General features: G+C 39.5%; 13 protein-coding genes. 6 read left to right on the top strand and 7 right to left on the bottom strand.

Annotated features, from left to right (window positions below):
* Nucleotides 1–156: 156 nt before the first annotated feature.
* The 4 genes from EWU23_RS12685 to EWU23_RS12670 form a co-directional block, all read right to left on the bottom strand.
* Complete coding sequence (locus EWU23_RS12685) at nt 157–1,551, bottom strand: OprD family outer membrane porin (RefSeq protein ID WP_166232776.1); 1,395 nt, start codon at nt 1,549–1,551, stop codon at nt 157–159.
* A gap of 177 nt (nt 1,552–1,728) precedes the next feature.
* Nucleotides 1,729–2,370: a Crp/Fnr family transcriptional regulator gene (locus EWU23_RS12680; protein ID WP_166232774.1), complete on the bottom strand. Its 642-nt coding sequence runs from the start codon at nt 2,368–2,370 to the stop codon at nt 1,729–1,731.
* 4 nt (nt 2,371–2,374) lie between these two features.
* Entirely contained in the window at nt 2,375–3,421 is a 1,047-nt protein-coding gene (locus EWU23_RS12675) for a Gfo/Idh/MocA family oxidoreductase (RefSeq protein WP_166232772.1), read from the bottom strand.
* Between the two features lie 38 nt (nt 3,422–3,459).
* Nucleotides 3,460–5,106 (bottom strand): carboxylesterase/lipase family protein, encoded by a 1,647-nt coding sequence (locus EWU23_RS12670; protein ID WP_166232770.1) that lies wholly within the window; start codon nt 5,104–5,106, stop codon nt 3,460–3,462.
* A 108-nt stretch (nt 5,107–5,214) separates the two neighbouring features.
* On the opposite strand from EWU23_RS12670, the gene EWU23_RS12665 reads away from it, so the two are divergent.
* Nucleotides 5,215–6,048: an NAD(P)H-hydrate dehydratase gene (locus EWU23_RS12665; RefSeq protein WP_166232768.1), complete on the top strand. Its 834-nt coding sequence runs from the start codon at nt 5,215–5,217 to the stop codon at nt 6,046–6,048.
* 213 nt (nt 6,049–6,261) lie between these two features.
* Here EWU23_RS12665 and EWU23_RS12660 read toward each other — a convergent pair whose 3' ends face one another.
* Together EWU23_RS12660 and EWU23_RS12655 are read right to left on the bottom strand one after the other, a co-directional pair.
* Nucleotides 6,262–7,290, bottom strand: a complete 1,029-nt coding sequence (locus tag EWU23_RS12660) for a sugar phosphate isomerase/epimerase family protein (protein ID WP_166232766.1) — start codon at nt 7,288–7,290, stop codon at nt 6,262–6,264.
* 122 nt (nt 7,291–7,412) lie between these two features.
* Complete coding sequence (locus tag EWU23_RS12655; RefSeq protein WP_166232764.1) at nt 7,413–8,957, bottom strand: serine hydrolase domain-containing protein; 1,545 nt, start codon at nt 8,955–8,957, stop codon at nt 7,413–7,415.
* Nucleotides 8,958–9,103: 146 nt separating this feature from the next.
* Between EWU23_RS12655 and EWU23_RS12650 the strand changes: the two genes are divergently transcribed.
* The 4 genes from EWU23_RS12650 to EWU23_RS12635 are packed head-to-tail and all read left to right on the top strand — an operon-like array spanning nt 9,104 to nt 14,259.
* A complete protein-coding gene (locus EWU23_RS12650; RefSeq protein WP_166232762.1) occupies nt 9,104–10,684 on the top strand; it encodes an MFS transporter in 1,581 nt (526 codons plus the stop codon).
* A 1-nt stretch (nt 10,685) separates the two neighbouring features.
* On the top strand, nt 10,686–10,904 hold the full coding sequence (locus tag EWU23_RS12645) for a DUF6814 family protein (protein WP_166232760.1): 219 nt from the start codon (nt 10,686–10,688) through the stop codon (nt 10,902–10,904).
* Nucleotides 10,905–10,922: 18 nt separating this feature from the next.
* The gene (acs, locus tag EWU23_RS12640) at nt 10,923–12,830 is read left to right on the top strand and encodes an acetate--CoA ligase (protein WP_166232758.1); all 1,908 of its coding nucleotides are present in this window, start codon (nt 10,923–10,925) and stop codon (nt 12,828–12,830) included.
* Nucleotide 12,831: 1 nt separating this feature from the next.
* Nucleotides 12,832–14,259, top strand: a complete 1,428-nt coding sequence (locus EWU23_RS12635; RefSeq protein WP_166232756.1) for an ATP-binding cassette domain-containing protein — start codon at nt 12,832–12,834, stop codon at nt 14,257–14,259.
* 295 nt (nt 14,260–14,554) lie between these two features.
* Here EWU23_RS12635 and EWU23_RS12630 read toward each other — a convergent pair whose 3' ends face one another.
* Entirely contained in the window at nt 14,555–15,781 is a 1,227-nt protein-coding gene (locus tag EWU23_RS12630) for a M24 family metallopeptidase (protein WP_166232754.1), read from the bottom strand.
* Between the two features lie 350 nt (nt 15,782–16,131).
* Between EWU23_RS12630 and EWU23_RS12625 the strand changes: the two genes are divergently transcribed.
* The gene (locus EWU23_RS12625) at nt 16,132–19,239 is read left to right on the top strand and encodes a SusC/RagA family TonB-linked outer membrane protein (RefSeq protein WP_166232752.1); all 3,108 of its coding nucleotides are present in this window, start codon (nt 16,132–16,134) and stop codon (nt 19,237–19,239) included.
* Nucleotides 19,240–19,270: the final 31 nt, after the last annotated feature.

Raw genomic sequence — 19,270 nt, 5'->3', positions numbered from 1 at the left:
CTTTTCTTTTTTGTTGATACAAATGTCAAGCAATTATTTGGCCTAATTCGTGATTTTTATCACAAGGGAAGAAAATTTTATAAGGGATTAGTGTTTAGTTTTTAGCCTTCAAAGCTATGTACATACAGGAGAATTCTTTTGAATATTTCCTTGATTCTATAAATTGTAATTTATGATGAGGTTCAATTGGCTCATATTCACTTTGTTGATGATGAATTTGTCGGCCAAGTCCCCCCTTTCCAATTGGTTTTTATAAACATAAATAATGGAAAAGCTCATACCTTTCCAATACCCTTTTGGTTCATAGGTCATATCTAGGTTGGTTTGTGAATAGGATGGCATGGCATATTTATTTAAAGTAAAATCATTCACATTAGGTAGGTGAAAATAACCTTGAGCAATTTGGGTCTTTAATGGAATTTTTTTCCATTGATACGTGACTTTTGCTACAAAGGCTTGCACATCACCAAAACCTTCATTTCTTTCCCTGGGCATGAAAGTAAAGAATGGGTCTTTTCCCCATTCTCGGGGCATCAAATACCGCCCTTCTCCCGTTATTCTATTGTAATTGATGGAGGTTTTCCACTGTTTATTTTCCCAACCAAATTTAGCTCCCAAAGACCTTGACATTGTACCAGGGCTCATGTATGTTTTGGAAGGTTCAGGATTTCCTCCATGTTGGACGGCATGTTGTTCGATGTATTGTAAACCTGCAAGCCATTGGCTATGTTGATGAGTTGACCATTGTACGTCCGCTTGTAGCATACCTGTGTACATCATTTGATCCACATACATATTCCAAGCCTGAATGCTCCAAGGTTTCATTTGTTTTAGGGTGATTCCTAAGATTCCGATACCTTGTGAGTTAATGTTGCCCAAGTAATTCGACTTAGACCCGTCAGGATTTAGGCCTTGTGGATATATTCCTAAAGATTCACCTATACCAAACCATTGCGTGGTACTTCGGGGTGAAATGGCCTGAAGAAATCCTCCTTCTATTTTAGTATTGGATATGTTATTCCAATCTACCCAAATTCCTGATACAGCCGTAGGTCGTAGTCTTCCATCTTGCGGATTGATAAAAGGAGTATTGATGACTTGACGCCCAATTTTAATGCTTGATTTTTGGATAGAATAGGCTACATATAATTTTTCTAATCGACTTAGTATATCCTTTGATTGAGGCTGAATCAGATCAAAAAGCCCCATTTCATAACGATTGAGTATAGGAAATTTGGGATCAGGTGTCAAGGAGCTGGAATGTATATTGTACATCCATTGGGCACTTACTCCCAAGCTTATATGGTTCCAAGGAGCGGTTTCATAGGAAAGTCCCAGACCTATTCCATGGGCGAAAGCATCGTATGCCTCACCTACATTATCAGTGTTCATGTAAAAATAGCGAAGATTAGGTCGTATTTTCCCGTTTGTTAAGGCATTCCAAACCGAAATAGAATCTGTCGTATGGGAGATGGTTGGACTTGCTTGAACAGTGGGTAAAATACACAATGACCAGAATAGAATCAGGTAATGGGTGGTTTTTGCCGGCATTTTGAGTTATTTACACTCGCAAATTTCCAATATTATAGGTACTTTGGGCGTGATAAGCATCACAGGAGGGTGATGAAGAATGTAGAATAACTCAGACCCTTTTAAGATAACATTATTACACATTTATACAGTTCATTGAGCATTCTCTGAAAGGTTATTAATTAAGTTCAATAAATTCTACATTTTTAAGTTCAGAATCTCCACTTCATTCTTATGTAATTTGACATGGCCTTTTTCAGCCAGTTTTTTCATTAGGCGAGAGATGACTTCACGGGAAGAGTTGAGTTCTAATGCGATGTCTGTGAAGGAAGTTTTGATAAAGTTGCTTTTTAGGCTTTTTTGATGCTGTTTTAAGTACCAAAGTAGACGTTCATCTAGATTACGGAAGGCAATGTGGTCCAGCGTATCTAAAAGTTCCTCAAAACGAGAGCGGTAAGTTTCTAAGACAAATTGGTACCAAGAACGGTATTTAAGTGCCCATTCATCCATTAATTCTACAGGAATAGCCAAAACCTCCGTGTCCACTAAGGCTTTGGCCATGATTTGACTAGAGAGTTGACGAGCAGCACAAGTCATAGAAATTGCACAAGCTTCTCCAGGATGCAGGTTGTACATAAAGACTTCATTGCCCTCATCGTCTTCTCTAAATACTTTGATAACACCGTCCAATACTAATACAGCCGAACGGATTTGTTGGCCTGTTTGCATTAAATACTCCTCCGCTTTAAACTTACGAACCAATCCTACCTGTTGTACCTTTTTTAGTAATTCAGGTTCAAATTGTTGGAATAATCTCTGGGTAGTTGATGCTGTTGCCATATTTTTAGGAAAGCGGGATGATAGCTTGTTGACGATTACTTTCATAGGCTGCATCTACAATGCGCATGCTACGAATACCATCTTCAACAGATACGGCTGGCTTTTCGTTCCCTAACAGGGTTTGGTATACATTTTCAAAGAAGGCCATGTAATTACCGGTCTCAGAAGGGATAGCACGTGGACTATCTTCTCCATCAATCCAAATTTGACCAAAATCCTTTTCCGAATCTTGGCCCCAGTTGGGAGTATTGGGAAGTATAGCTAATTGTAAATCAGCTTCTTGCCTGTCTGAACGGGTCTTTAAAAAACTACCTTGTTTGCCGTGCAATTGAAAGGATGGTACAGGCATTTTGACAAAATATCCGGCTTTCAATCGTACGCGCAAATTGGCGTAGTACAGTAAAATTTCAAAGTAATCGTCCACTTGCGTATTTTTCCTAGTTTTGCGTAAATCAGCAAATACACGCTCAGGCATGCCAAATAAGGATATCGCTTGATCAATGATATGTGGACCTAAGTCGGTAACCACACCCACACCCACACCTGCGGTTTCCTTGTGGGCTTTATAAGAAAGATTTCCGTCAAAGCGATCATAATGGAATTCAGCTTCCACTAATTCGCCTAATACACCCGATTCTTTGACTTTTTTGACAGTTAGAAAATCAGAGTCCCAGCGACGGTTTTGAAAGACAAATAGCTGCTTATTTGCTTTTTCCATGGCTGCTTTTAACTGAATAGCTTCCTCAGCGGTACGGGTAAAACACTTCTCCACTAGGACATGTTTTCCTGCTTCCAAGCATTTCAAGGTGTATTCAAAATGGGTAACAATGGGAGTGTTGACTACGACCAAGTCAATGGAATCATTCGCCAAGACTTCTTCTAATGAATCGTAGCTACTTACTTCTGGATATCTTGATTGAATGTTTTTTTGAGATCTTTCCCAGCATCCTATTAATTGGAATCCTGGATGTGTAACAAGGAAAGGGGCATGAAAAACACGACCAGACATTCCGTAAGAAAGTATGGCCGTGTGAAATATGTTCGATTGCATGTGATAGGTTTACATTAGATTAGGTAAAAATAAGCAATTTATTTTTTACCTGAATCTTGATCTAAAAATTCATATCGGGCATCTTTTTCGCCGCGAATGACTTTGGATTCTACGTCTAACAACATCAATTCTGGTTTGGCTTCCATTTTTGCTGCTGGCCAATTGGCTAAATTAGCTCCATTGGGATTCCAGGTTTTGATGAAATTGGCAAAATATTCCTGCATAACTTTGGACACTTTATAATCTTCTGGGGTCCAAGCATAGGTTAAATTAGTCGATAAATTGCCTAGAGCATATTCAATTTCAGCCGAGTGAACAGCGCCTTTAGGTTTAGGGGCTTTCGGAGCATTGGGATCTCTTTTCACCACACCACCCGCTAAGGCTGCTTCTACGTCTTTTTGTACCATGTCTGGTCTAGGACGGGCAAAATAATAGCGATAAATGGGTTGTTGACTGTGTTTACGATGTAGATCAAACCATTTCCAAGTAGAGAATCCTAAGAAACGATCACCCGCTAAATCCGTGGCTGATTGCTCCGCTTCTTCAGCCGTTTTGGCAGGGTATAATTGCAACACTTGATCTGCTTTGTCTTTGTAAAGTTCTTTAACGACCTCTGTAAATACTTCTGGTGTAGCGGTCTTTCCTCTAGTAATGGCGCGATATCCCATTTCTTCGGAATTCCAGCCTACTAATAAAGGGACTTGAGATTGTTCTCCTGCCTCAAAAATTTCCCGAACTGTTTTTGGCATGAAATAGCCATCAATATTGCCAGGGAAACTCAGCGCTTTAGAATCGACCATTTTTTGATACAATTCATAGGTAGACATGGCTCTCAATTCTTTCAACGAAGTAGCCCCCACTTTCTTAGCCCAATCCGCTCCATATTTCTCAGAATCTTTTAAGCTCATAGGTGCTAAGGTATTGCTTAACCAACCTCCACTTTCCCCAATAGCTCCTTGGAATAGACCTTTAGCTAAAGGAGAGGCCATTTGTGCAGAAACAGCAATAGATCCAGCCGATTCACCAGCAATGGTCACGTGATTAGGGTCACCACCAAATTGAGCGATATTTGCTTTTACCCATTTTAAGGCAGCCACCATGTCCATGTAGCCATAATTACCCGAAGCTTTGTTAGGAGACTCTTGAGTTAATTCAGGATGAGAAAAGAAACCGAATAGATTCAAACGGTAATTGATGGTCACAGAAACCACACCTTTTTTAGCCATGGATTCTCCATCGTAACGTGGCTCAGAGCCATCTCCAGCCATAAATCCCCCTCCATAAAAATATACTAATACTGGTAATTTAGCTCCTGATTCCACTTTAGGAGTCCAAACGTTTAGGTATAAGCAATCTTCGCTCATGCCATTGCTACGGAAACCCATGTCTCCAAAGATGGGAGTTTGCACCGCTTTTGGACCAAATTGCTTAGCTTGCAATGTGCCATTCCATGATTTGGGTTCTTGGGGAGCCTTCCAGCGTAATTCTCCTACAGGAGCTTGAGCAAATGGAATGCCTTTGAAACTAACGATTTTTGATCGAGTATCAAGTTCACCTTCTACAGTTCCGTTTTTGGTTTTAACTTGTACATCGATACCATAGGAGTTTTGAGGTCCTTGTGCATTCATGGTCAACAGGGATAGGCTGAAAAGGCAGCCAGCAGCTAGTTGTAAGATTCTTTTCATGTGTGTTAAATTCTTTATTGTATCCGTTTGTTACAATAGTAGTTCTCGATTACTAGAATTGCAAATTTGGTTATAAATTTTATTATTTGACGATAAAATAGAATAAAAATGGAAACAGTCCTGCAAGAAGATTGGGTGCAAAGTCACCGGAAAGAAAGAGCGATGGATGGCCATAAGAGAAGTTTTGGTCATGTATGGGTGATTGCCGGGAGTGAAGGCAAATTAGGAGCCTCCGCATTAAGCTCTCGAGCTGCCTTGAGGGCGGGTTGTGGTTTAGTAACAGCCATTATTCCATCAGAAGGGGTAATTCCCTTGTTAGCGAATAGTCCTGAAGTCATGTATGAAATCAATGGAGGAAGATCTGTGTTGGAGAATTTGCCTTTGTATGAAGATAAAACTGCGATCGTTTATGGACCTGGTGTGGGCTTGAGCGAGCTAGCTACGGAAGAACTACATTATTTAATGGAGCACATTAAAACTCCCATGGTGATTGATGCGGACGGTTTGACATTATTGGCCCAACATCCCGAGTGGTATGCTTTACTACATGAGAATCATATCTTAACTCCTCATTTGGGAGAATTAAGTAGACTCGTAGGGAAAACAGTAGATGCGGAAACCGCTTTGGAGGAAGCACAAAAATTTGTCCACCATTATCCTGTTCAGTTGGTGGTAAAGGGTAAGAATTCCCATGTTTTTACCTCGGATGGCAAGAAATGGGTGAATAGCACAGGAAATGATGGTATGGCTACAGCAGGGAGTGGAGATGTATTATCCGGCATCATTGCTTCTTTGGCTGCACAATCTTATCCAACAGGGTTGGCGGCTTGCTTAGGAGTCTATTATCATGGCCTGGCTGGTGATTTGTATGCCAGTACTTATTCTAAATCCAGTTTGATGGCTGGAGATTTGATCGAGATGCTGAAGGAAATTAAAATTTAATGGTAAATGGTGAATTCAAAAGTTTCTTAATGGTTATGTAATTTTTATCAATTATAAATCAAAAAAATAGGTGAACAAAACGTTCGTTTTATCCACCTATTTAATTCAATTGTAGGACTTTTAAAAAATGGTGAATGAAATAGAATAATTTACCATTTACAATTCATCATTTATCATTTCAAAATTTGGCATGTTTCATGCCAGATTTTGATTTTATCCTACCAAAATGTTTTTTGCGTAAGCAACACATTTTTTAACTTCTGATACTGGATCAGAACCTGCTGGGATATCATATTCCAATTCGATGGTTGCAGGGAATTTGTATTTTTTCTCCTTCAGCAAAGTAAGAATTTCTTTCAATGGAGTGTTTCCTTGTCCCCAAACTTGGTTCTGACCACCATTCTCCTTATTTTTTCTATCCTTAATGTGCATCGAAGTAATACGATCTGCTTTGGATTCGATCAATTTCAATAAACTAGCTGTGGTATTATTTCCACCAGCAGCAATGTAGTGACCGCAATCCAAGTTCATGGAGTTGTAAGGCGACTGGGCTAATGCTACATCCCAAGCTGTATCAGTAGCCGTAGTGTGCAAGTGGTATCCAATGTACATTTTGTGCTTAGCACCTAAATCACCTAAACGCTGAGATTGAGCAGGATCTGTTGGTAATTCAATGGTTACCGACTTAGCTCCTAAAGCCTTACCAGCTTTTAATGCGTATTCTACTTCTGCATCCGTGTTGTTTGCACCTAAAGCATTCGGTTTAAATGCATAAATGTTAATACCTGCTTTATCAAACATTTGTTTCACCTCTTTGAACTTGTCCATAGAAACAGATGCTCTCCATTCTGCTACTTCTTTTTGATAAGCAGCCATTTTAGCTCTTTGCTCATCCGTCATTTGAGGACGTGCTGCGCCTGGAGCTGGAGGACCCATCATCGGTCTTGGATTTGGATTTTTAGGCTTTCCTGCAAACTCTTCGGCAGCATCTCCCATCAATTCAATGGCAGAAATGTTACTGTCAATGCAATATTGCAATACTTGCTCAATGCTACCTGGTAAACTACGGTATGAATAAGTAATAGCTCCGATTTGTACACCAGCAAATTTAGAATCTGGTTTAGCGGCTAAGAGTAAGGAAGAAGCATTCGCTTTTCCTGCCAAAAATAGGCCTACCGTGGCCAAGGATCCCGAAAGTAAAAATTGACGACGAGATGAGTTTTTTGGTAAATGAGTTGACATAGATATATGATTTAAATGAAATCTTTAGATGCAATATTTTTGCTATTGTACAATGTTAGAAAAAGTTTTCAATATTCTTATACGGCATTCTCTATTTTGCGACGAGTAGGGGATTACGTAGGTTAAAGTTTCACATTACCACTTACTTTAATGGTATTTAGTCGATCGAAAGAGTTTTTAATCTCCATCTTGAATTGGCCATGGTCTAACTGACAAGTCCAAACCCAGTGATGGGGACTCTCATAAAAACGCAAAGTGATTTCCAATGTATTTTGACCTATCCAACGATAGCTTGAGGCTACTTTAAAGGGCGATTGACCTTCTAAATTGGCCTTAGCTGCTCTCAATAAATAAGGACCAGGCATCTCCGTACTTGTCTCAGCCCATGTCCCATGTCCCACGGGGATCAAGTGCTTTTGTTGTTTGTTATCCATCAATTGTAGATTCAATTTTTCACCTATCCATTGAAATCCAATTTGTTCTACATTCAACGCATTTTTATCTAATTGAACGGAAGGATTATTCCAAGTAGTCGATGAAATTGCATTGTCTTGTGCAGGAGCAATTAATTGTAATTGGCTTAGTTTCGATTTTAACTGCTTTTGAGCAATAGGATTTGGAGTTAAAGCATTTTTTTCAAAGGCAGGAAGTAAATGCTTCCAAACCATGTTTAGGTCGTCTTGCAATTCATGCGATTCTGAAGTAATGACAACCACAGCATCCTGTTCGGGCATCATCACAATGTATTGGCCATAGGCTCCATCAGCTCTAAAGGCTCCATTTCTACAACGCCAAAACTGATATCCGTACCCTTGTAACCAATCGGAATTGGATTTTTTCTCCGCACTTGCGCTAGGATCTTGATCAATATGCTTGGAAGTAGCCTCTGCTACCCAGGCAGCAGGTAAGATTTGTTTGCCTTTCCACTTACCCTGTTGAAGATATAATTGACCAAGCTTGGCCATATCTTCTGTTTTCACTCGAATTCCCCAGCCTCCCGTATTAATGCCTTGGGGATCAACTTCCCAATCAACCCCTTGGATGCCCAACGGTTTAAATAAACGAGGGTCTAAGTAATCCACCACTTTTTGTCCTGTTACTTTTTGAATGATGGCAGAAAGCATGTAAGTAGCTAAGGTATTGTACAAGAACTTAGTCCCTGGCTGATGGGCAATACTAGCGGAAAGGAATCCTTTTACCCAATCTGTCTGTGTGGCCACTACGCCACGAAGCGGTTCTACCTCATGCCCAACCGACATGGTTAACAGGTTTTGAATGCTTAGATCAGCGATGTAAGGCTTATTAGCTAAGTCTGGGTATTCAGGAAAATAGTTGATGACTTTATCACTGACTTGGATTTTTTTCTCAGCAACTGCGAAACCAATAGCGGTAGAAGTCCAGCTTTTTGATACGGAATACATACTATGTTTCAAATTAGCAGCATAAGGTTTCCACCAAGCTTCCGCTATGACTTTTCCATGACGCAGGATCATGACAGAATGTAATTCGTGTTTTTTGGCATCAAAAGAATCAATGAACTGTTCGATGGCCGCGGAGGAAACGCCTTCTGCTTCAGGCGTACTTCTCACTAAACTTTGTGCTAGGTTTTGACTGATACTAAGACACCAGATTCCAGTAAGTAAAAAGAGTAAGGATAATTTTTTCATGGTCTATAATGGGATTGCGTGTTTTTTTACAATTCTATTGTCTAAAGATTTCTAAAAATAATGAAATTATCAGTAATTTAGACTTTCGTGTCTGAAGGAGAAGTTGAGTGAAGGTATGACATGGATATCAACCTATGAATACAACTATGTTACAGAATGAAATAAGCGAAGGCTTTGATGGAAAGAAATTGCGTAGAGTAATTGCCGCCTCTTCCGTAGGTACTTTAATAGAATGGTACGATTTCTATATTTTTGGAAGTTTGTCTGTCATCATTGCTACTAAATTTTTCCCTTCTGATAATCCCACGGCAGCCTTTTTGTCCACTTTAGCTACTTTTGCAGCAGGTTTTGTTGTTCGCCCCTTTGGGGCACTATTTTTTGGTCGTTTAGGAGATTTATTAGGGAGGAAATATACCTTCCTTGTGACCCTTTTAATCATGGGCTTTTCCACTTTTGCCATAGGTTTAATTCCATCGTATTCCAGTATTGGTTTTTTAGCTCCTATATTGGTTTTAACCTTGCGTTTATTGCAAGGATTAGCCTTAGGCGGGGAATACGGAGGTGCAGCCACTTATGTAGCCGAACATGCTGAGCCTAACAAAAGGGGGCTAAGAACGGCATGGATTCAAACCACCGCTTCTCTGGGTTTATTCATTTCTTTGTTAGTTATTTTAGCAACCAAGAAGTCGATGAGCCTAGAAGCGTTCAATGATTGGGGCTGGCGAATTCCTTTTTTGATTTCCATTGTGATGGTAGGTATTTCCTACTTCATCCGCAAAAACATGGATGAATCTCCTTTGTTTGCCCAAGCGAAACAGGAGGGTAAGATTGTAGCAAACCCTTTGAAAGAATCTTTTGGAAAGAAATTGAATTTCAAGTTCGTTCTTTTAGCTCTTTTTGGAGCCACCATGGGGCAGGGGGTAGTTTGGTATACTGGCCAATTTTATGCCCTTTCTTTTCTTCAAAAAGTAGCGAATATTGAGTTTGAACAAAGCAATTACATCATTGCCATTTCCTTAGCAGCGGGAACGGGTTTCTTTATATTTTTTGGGTGGTTATCTGATAAGATTGGTCGGAAAGGCATCATGTTAGCTGGAATGTTAATCGCTATTTGTACCTATCGTCCCATATATCAGGCCATGTATGAACTAGCCGATGTAAGTTTGAAGACGGAGAAAGCGAATTCCAGGCAAGTTCACACGGATTATCACATGATTGACGGAACGGTGACCCTATCCAAAGTGACGCGCACCATTTATACTTATACGGATGGGACTCAATTATTGGAAGAAAAGACGGAGAAAGTATCTCATTTGCCATCTATTCAGAGAGAAAAAGCCATGTTGAAAAAAACAATCCACGTGGGTCAGCATGCATTTTGGATGTTGATATTGCTGGTTTTTATACAAGTATTGTATGTTACCATGGTGTATGGTCCTATAGCCGCTTTTTTGGTTGAAATGTTTCCTACGGCCATTCGATATACTTCTATGTCTTTACCTTACCATATTGGAAATGGTATTTTTGGAGGACTACTTCCTGCGGTAGCCACCTATTTAGCCGCCAAAGCGAATACAGCTAATGAAGTTGCCGCAGCAGCAGGGCAAAGCCTTCCTTATGCTAAGCCATATTTGGAAGGATTATGGTATCCTATCATCATAGGTGGGGTCTGTTTTGTGATTGGATTATTATACATTAACGGAAAAGATCGGGAGATCAATGATTAAAATGAATAACATTAGACGTATTGCTGGAGCCGTTTGGATACTTTTGGGAATCGCAGCTGCTTATTTTTTGATTGTTGAACAAGCTATTCCCTTGTTTGCTAAGGGTGACATGGAGAGTTTGGTGCCAGCAATCATTTACACGTTTATTTTATCCCCCATCATCACGGGGGGGATGTGTGTCTTTGGCCTTTATGCCTTACAAAACGAATATGAATTATAGATTAAAAACAAAATCCGCATGAAACTACAAGTAGAAAATTTTGAAGAATACGAAAAAGCGTACCAATATAGTATTGAAAACCCGGAGGGTTTTTGGGGTGAAATAGCTGAAAATTTTGTTTGGAAGAAAAAATGGAATAAAGTACTGGATTGGAATTTCAAAGAACCCAAAATTGAATGGTACCAAGGGGCCAAGTTGAATATTACAGAAAACTGTCTGGATCGTCATTTGACAGATAAAGCAGATCAACCAGCTATTGTATGGGAATCAAATGACCCTAATGAGGCTAATAAGACGTATACTTATCGCGAATTACATCAAGAAGTATGCACTTTTGCCAATGTGCTGAAACAAAATGGGGCAAAGAAAGGGGATAGAATTTGTTTATACATGCCTATGGTACCCGAATTGGCCATTGCTGTTTTAGCTTGTGCTCGTATTGGTGCTATACATTCGGTGGTATTTGGTGGTTTTTCTGCTCAGTCGATATCTGACCGAATTCAAGATGCCCAATGTTCCATAGTGGTTACAGCTGATGGTTCACACCGAGGAAATAAAGAGATTTTCTTGAAGCATATCATGGATGAGGCCATTATTACTTGTCCCTGTGTGAAAACAGTGATTGTATTGGAGCGGTCTAAATCGGCCGTAAGTATGATCAAGGGCCGCGACCTTTTTTGGAGTTCAGAAATGGATCGTATGCGTAGCTTAGGTTTGACGGATTGTCCAGCTGAAGAAATGGATGCCGAAGATCCTTTATTTATTTTATATACTTCTGGTTCAACAGGCAAGCCGAAGGGGGTGGTGCATACATGTGGAGGATATATGGTATTTACGGCCTATACCTTCCAAAATATATTTCAATATAAGCCTGGGGAAATGTATTTCTGCACTGCGGATATTGGCTGGATTACGGGTCATTCCTACATTGTTTATGGACCATTAATTCAAGGAGCCACTAGTTTGATTTTTGAAGGTATTCCAACTTATCCTGACGCGGGTCGTTTTTGGGATATAGTCGATAAACATGATGTAAATATCCTGTATACAGCACCAACGGCTATTCGTTCTTTGATGCAATTCGGCTTGGATTATGTCAAAGACAAGGATTTGAGTAGTTTACGTGTATTGGGGTCGGTAGGAGAACCTATTAATGAGGAGGCTTGGAATTGGTATAATGAACAGATTGGCAAAGGGAAATGCCCGATTGTAGATACGTGGTGGCAAACTGAAACAGGAGGTATTTTGATTTCTCCTTTAGCGAATATTACCCCAACCAAGCCATGTTACGCCACGCTACCTTTACCGGGAGTTCAGCCCATCTTGGTGGATGAAAAAGGAGAAGAAATAATAGGTAATGGCGTTTCAGGAAACCTATGTATTAAATTCCCTTGGCCTGGTATTTTAAGAACTACGTATGGAGATCATGAGCGTTGTCGGACAAACTATTTTGCCACCTATGAAAACCTTTATTTCACAGGGGATGGTTGTATGCGCGATGAGGATGGGTATTATCGGATTACTGGTCGAGTAGATGATGTGATGAATATTTCCGGCCATCGCATTGGGACGGCTGAGGTTGAAAATGCGATCAATATGTTTACGGATGTGATTGAATCAGCTGTGGTAGGATATCCACATGATATCAAAGGACAAGGTATTTATGCTTATGTCATTATGGCTTCAACGCCCAAAGATCCTGTCATGGCACGTAAAGACATAGCGGCCACGGTAAGCCAGATTATAGGTGCTATAGCTAGACCAGACAAAATTCAATTTGTGACGGGTTTGCCCAAGACACGTTCAGGAAAAATCATGCGCCGGATTTTGCGAAAAATAGCGGAAGGAGATATCAATAATTTGGGAGATACTTCCACTTTATTAGATCCGTCAGTCGTGGACAAAATCAAGGAAGAAAGATTGTAATATGGCAAAAATTTTGGCCGATATTCAGCATTTGAGTGCTTCTTATGGAAGTGCTCAAGTGCTGAATGATATTAGCTTTCAAGTGCTGGAAGGGCAAAATTGGGCCATTGTGGGTTCGATGGGTTCAGGAAAAACGACTTTAGCGAAAGCATTGACAGGGCGGTTATTTAGAAAAGGAACATTTAGCTTTTTCCAAGATGATGCTCCTACATCAAAAGTGTATTGGATAGAGCAGCAACATCGCTTTAAGAACCGCAGTAATGTATCCGATTTTTATTTACAACAGCGCTTTAATTCACAAGATTCTGAGGATGCATATACCATGTTAGAGGAGTTGGCAGAAGAGGATTCTGAAGCTATTCATGCCTGGTTAAATGTCTTTCATTTACAAGAATTGGTAAACAAGCCATTGATTCAATTGTCCAATGGAGAGAATAAGCGATTGCAACTAGTTAAGGCCTTATTAAAACAGCCAGATTGGTTGATATTAGACAATCCGTTTTTAGGATTAGATGTTCAAGGCCGAGAAATATTAAGTCAATGTTTGGCTAAATTGCCCCAATTAGGAATTCATTTTATCTTGATTAGTTCAGCTATGGAATTGCCTGATACCATAACTCATGTCATGGTATTGGAGGCAGGTCAATCTGTCTGGCAAGGAGAAAAGAAAGCATACGAGCAGAGAAAAATGCTGTTTTTTAACCAACGGGAAGATGGCTGGAAAGAGAAATTGAAGACCTTGATAGCGACAAAAGAGGTATTTCCTGCTTTTCAATGGGCCATTCAAATGAAAGATGTACAAGTTAGGTACGGCGAAAAAGTGATTTTGTCTGGATTTGATTGGGAAGTATTTCAAGGAGACAAATGGTTGATTTATGGACCTAACGGTGCAGGAAAATCCACCATGTTAAGTTTGATTTCGGCGGATAATCCCCAGGCTTATGCTCAAAACTTGTTCTTATTTGATCGGAAACGAGGGAGTGGTGAAAGCATTTGGGATATTAAGAAACGCATGGGTTATGTAAGTCCAGAATTGCATGTGTATTTCCGAGCACCAGGTACGGTCAGAGAAGTGATTTCTTCTGGTTTATTTGATATCATGGGTTTAGGCAAAAGAATGAGTACGGATCAGAGTGGTCGGGTGCAGACTTGGATGGAAATAATGGGCTTATCACATTTGTCAGAAAGACATTTCCAGCAGATTTCGACAGGTGAACAGCGAATGGTTTTATTAACCAGGGCATTGGTGAAGAACCCACCTCTATTGATTTTAGACGAACCATGTCAGGGTTTAGATGAAGATCAAATACAGCATGTTAAGCATTTGTTGGACTTTATGTCCGAGCAGGATGAGTTTACCTTACTTTATGTATCGCATTACGAAAGTGATGTACCTCGTTGTGTCACACATAGAAAGAGTATGATATAGTTGATTATCAAATTTTTGATTGAAATTATCAATTTTTATATAGGTAGAAAGTGTGCCAATAAGTAGTTTGGTATATGTATTTGTTACTTAGATTTATCACTTAGATTTGTCAACTTTTTAAAAGTTGACAAATCTTGCCTAGTAACCCAGGTAATTCCTGTAACAACAATGACAACTGTACCACAGGTGTTACAGAATTCACCAAATTCATAAGAGCCATAGGATTCAAAGGAGAGTAGAAAAATCTACTCAAATATGCTCGTGAATCGACAGTAATTAGAAGATTGTCTAATTACTAAAATGGCACATCAATGGATGGGCTAGGTTGTGAAAACCAACGAGGGCCATCTTGGGTCATGTACACACAATCTTCTAGTCGGATACCAAATTCTCCAGGAATAGCAATAGTGGGTTCAATACTGAAACACATACCTACTTGTAAAGGATCTTTATTCCCTTTGACCATATTTCCCCATTCATGTCCATTCATTCCAATACCATGTCCTGTTCGATGCGGCAAACCAGGTAAGCGATATCCTGGACCAAAGCCCGCATCTTCTAAAACTTTTCGAGAAGCATAATCCACCTCTTCACAAGGGCGGCCTAGTTGAGCCGCAGCAAAACCAGCTGCCTGCGATTTTTTCTCTAGATCCCAAATCCGCTTTTGTTGATCATTGGCTTGTCCAAAAACAATCGTACGTGTAATATCAGAACTGTAACCACCTACCACACAGCCCACGTCCATCAATACCACATCCCCTTGCTTTAAAATTTGTGGTTTATTACTTCCATGAGGAAATGAGGTAGCAACCCCCATATTTACCAAGGCAAAATCATGTACTGCTCCTTGGCTTCGATGTACTTGAGCAATTTTGGCAGATACATCCGCTGGAGTCATACCTTCTTTTAAACTAGCCATCCCAGCTTTGATCGCTTCCACCGTGATATCATTGGCTCTTTGCATCAAAGCAATTTCCGTAGGGGATTTAATCATCCGGCAAGGAATACTGATAGAATCACCACTGACTAGTTGAAAAGACATCCCCGCCTTTCTTAAACCATCAAAAATGAAAAATCGAGTTCTTTCTTCTATGGCTAATTTCCCGGAGCGAATTCCATGATCTTTCAACAGCTCAATCGTCATGGCGAATGGATTTTCATGTTCCTCCCAAGTACGGACTTGTTGGCTTAACATATTTATTTCTCTGAATCGATCCTCTTCAAAGGCTGGACAAATAAAGCTCAACTCTCCTTTGTCAGGAATGATGGCCAATAAGGATCTTTCACTAGGATACCATTTTACACCCGTGAAATACTCCATGCTTGTTCCTGCATCCAATATCAAAGCCCTCAATTTATTTTTCACTAATAAACGTTGGGCCTTAGCTATCCTTTGTCTCCTTTCTTCCAGACTTATTGGTTTGATGCTTGGAGGAAGTATTGTTTGATTGGCTTGTGTCCAAATACTGGGAGCTAAGAATGCTAAAGAAGAAGATTGAAGGAATTGTCGTCGATGAATCATGTTATTTAATAGATATATAATCTAATTTCTTTCTTTTTTCTCAAAAATCAGCACATAAGTATGATTTTCATCAGCACCTCAGGTTAAGTCAAATTAAAAAAGACCAAGTCAGAAATTTTCAAAATAATGCAGTTAAAGTACTATTTAGCGTATTTTTATTTACCATTAAATACACGAAATGGTACTTTTTTGATGAAATCTAGAAATTTTTTATTTTTTTCATAAGGATAGATAAGGACGGTTAGGGTAGTGCTATATTCTAAATTTCGACAGTTATTAATCATGTTGCTTTAAAACTTGGCTTCTGAATTAATCAAAATCACACATTTTTAACCTTTAATTTTTTCTCTATGAAAAACAAATTTTACGATCTACGAATGGGAAATCGGACTGGAGGCTTGCTTCTAGCGCTGATTTTCTTTTTGTCCTCGGTAGCAATGGCACAGGCCCAGAATCTTCGAGGTAAAGTAAGTGGTTCCGACGGGGAGCCTTTGATTGGTGCTGCAGTTACTATCGTAGGTACCACTCGTGGAGCTTCCACAGATGGTTCAGGTAACTTTGCCATCGATGTTAAAAACAATGAAACTTTACGTTTTAGTTCGGTTGGTTTTATATCCAAAGATGTCGTTTATTCGGGTCAAAAGACTTTGAATATTTCATTAGTTGCGGATAACAAGACACTGAACGAAATCGTAGTAGTGGGTTACGGTAGTCAAGTGAAAAAAGAAATCACGGGTGCTGTACAAACGATTGGTTACAAAGAATTGAAAGATTTACCTGTGACTCAAATTGGCCAAAAATTACAAGGTCAATTAGCAGGTGTTCAAATTAATCAAACTACTGGTCAACCTGGTAAGGGTTTGAATATCCGTATTCGTGGTCAATTATCAGTTTCTGCTGGTTCTGATCCATTATATGTAGTGGATGGTTTCCCTATCACGGGTACAATCGGCGCTATGAACCCAGATGAGATTGAAGATATCTCCGTATTGAAAGATGCTGCTTCTACTTCATTATATGGTTCTCGTGCAGCTAATGGTGTGGTTTTGATTACAACGAAGAAGGGTAAAGGAAGTGGAACTAACGTAAGCTTTAACGTTTACACAGGTGTTCAGCAAGTTCCAATGAAGGGACGTGTTAAAATGATGGATGCTGTTCAGTTTGCTCAATTCAAGAAAGAATTCTATGAAGATGCAAAGCAACCAGTTCCTGCTGAATTCCAAAATCCTTCTCAGTATGCAGGTAAAAACAACGATTGGTTTGATGCATTAATTAATAAAAATGCACCTATCACAAGTTATAACTTATCCATCACTTCTAACAAGGAGAAATCTAGAACTTCCTTAGTAGCTGGAGTTTTGGATCAAAAAGGTGTGGTTATCAATACGGATTATAAGCGTTATTCATTACGTTTAAATTCAGCATATGACATTTCTGACAAAGTGACTATTGGTTTTAACGTAGCTCCTCAATTGACCTACGATAATACTCCAAGAACTGATGGTGACCGTGGTACTGGTATCTTGTTCAATGCTTTGCATACATGGCCTATCATGCCGATTTATGAGGCTGATGGTACTACACTTACTAAGTTCAACCGTTTTCCAGCAAGTACAGGTAACATCTTTGCTTATGCTAACTGGGTTCGTTCTGCTCAAGAGTTAATAAATGAAACGACTACAACGAACTTATTGACGAATGCTTTCATGGAGTATGAGCCAATCAAAGGTTTGAAATTGAAGTCTAGTATCAATGGTGAAATTTTAAGAACGAAATTCTTCTTCTTCAACCCATCAACTGCTACTAGTGCTATTAACACTCCAATTCCTACTACGGCGGTTTCTATCCGTCAAAACGTAGAGAACGTATCTTGGTTGAATGAGAATACTGTTACTTATAACAAGACAATCAACGAAGATCATAAATTAGAGTTATTAGGAGGTTACACCAACCAGTATTTCCGTCAAGAGTTTACTCAAGTTCAAGCGGATACTTATTCGGATGACCGTCTTCCTACAATCCAAGGTGCTATCAACATCAATCGTGGAGCGACTCAAAGTGGTGTTCAAGAGTGGGCGTTGACCTCTTTCTTAGCTCGTGCTACGTATAACTACAAAGGAAAGTATTTATTAAACGCAGCTATTCGTCGTGACGGATCTTCTCGTTTCGGTTTAAATAACCGTTGGGGTACATTCCCATCTGTTGGTTTAGGTTGGGTCGTTTCTGATGAGGGCTTTATGCAAGATATCCCAGCTGTTTCTTTCATGAAAATCAGAGGTAGTTTCGGTGAAATTGGTAACAACAACATTGGTAACTATACTCAGTATGCCTTGATTAACAATACGGTCAACGGTGTATTTGGTAATACTGTTTCTCCTGGAGCTTCTGTTAGTTCTTTAGCTAATCCGAACTTAGGATGGGAAAAAACACGTCAGTTAGACTTAGGTTTGGACTTGAACTTATGGAATGATCGTGTGAGTTTCACGTATGATTATTACTTAAAGAATACGTCTAACTTATTGTATTCCGTTCAAATTGCTCAGGAATCAGGTTTCTCTAACTTTAATGATAACATTGGTGAGATTAAATTCTGGGGTCATGAATTTGGTGTAAACACAAAAAATACAACTGGTGCAGTTAAGTGGACTACCAATGCCAACATCTCGTTCAACCGTAACGTAGTAGTAGCTTTAGCTCCTGGTATTGACCGTGTTTATGGTACATTCCACATCACTAAAGTAGGTCAACCATTCGGTCAGTTCTACGGTTTGATTTCTCAAGGTATGTACAAAAACCAAGCTGATGTAGACAATAGTCCTAAGGTTCCAGGTCGTTCATTCCCTGGTACAATCAAAATTTGGGATGCTAACGGTGATGGTGTAATTACTTATGGTGGTAACAATGATGACCGTGTGATTATGGGTAATCCTTTCCCAGATTTCATTTACGGAATTACGAACAATGTAGCCTACAAAAACTGGGATTTCAATGTAATTGGATCTGGTTCTTATGGAAACCAAGTTATGGTTCGTCACATTTACTCAACGGCTAACTTAGATGGTCCTTTCAACTTGTTAGAAGAAGTAGCTAATCGTTGGAGATCAGAATCTAATCCTGGTTTAGGTAAATATGGTACTACTGTAGGTGGTGGTAACGTAACGGGTATTGAGCGTGACTGGATTAACTCTCGTTTCATCTCTGATGCTTCTTACTTCACTATCCGTAACATCACGTTGGGTTATACATTTACTAAGCCTTCTAAGGTGTACAAATCGCTTCGTGTATATGCTTCATGTCAGCAAGCATTTATTTTCACTAATTACTGGGGTGGACCAAATCCTGAGGTTAGTTCTCAAGGAAACGGTCAAGGAGATGGTGGTAACTTAAGTCAAGGTATTGACTTCTCAAGTTATCCAGTTCCGCGTACCTTCACTGTTGGAGCCAACTTTAACTTTTAATTAGCCAGATAATCACGTTTATTTTTAGAAA

Origin of the sequence: Aquirufa beregesia (assembly GCF_011090385.1) — a bacterium.
GTDB classification, from domain to species: domain Bacteria; phylum Bacteroidota; class Bacteroidia; order Cytophagales; family Spirosomataceae; genus Aquirufa; species Aquirufa beregesia.
Note: the sequence above shows the minus strand (reverse complement) of the source record. Positions and strands in the feature narration are given on the sequence as shown.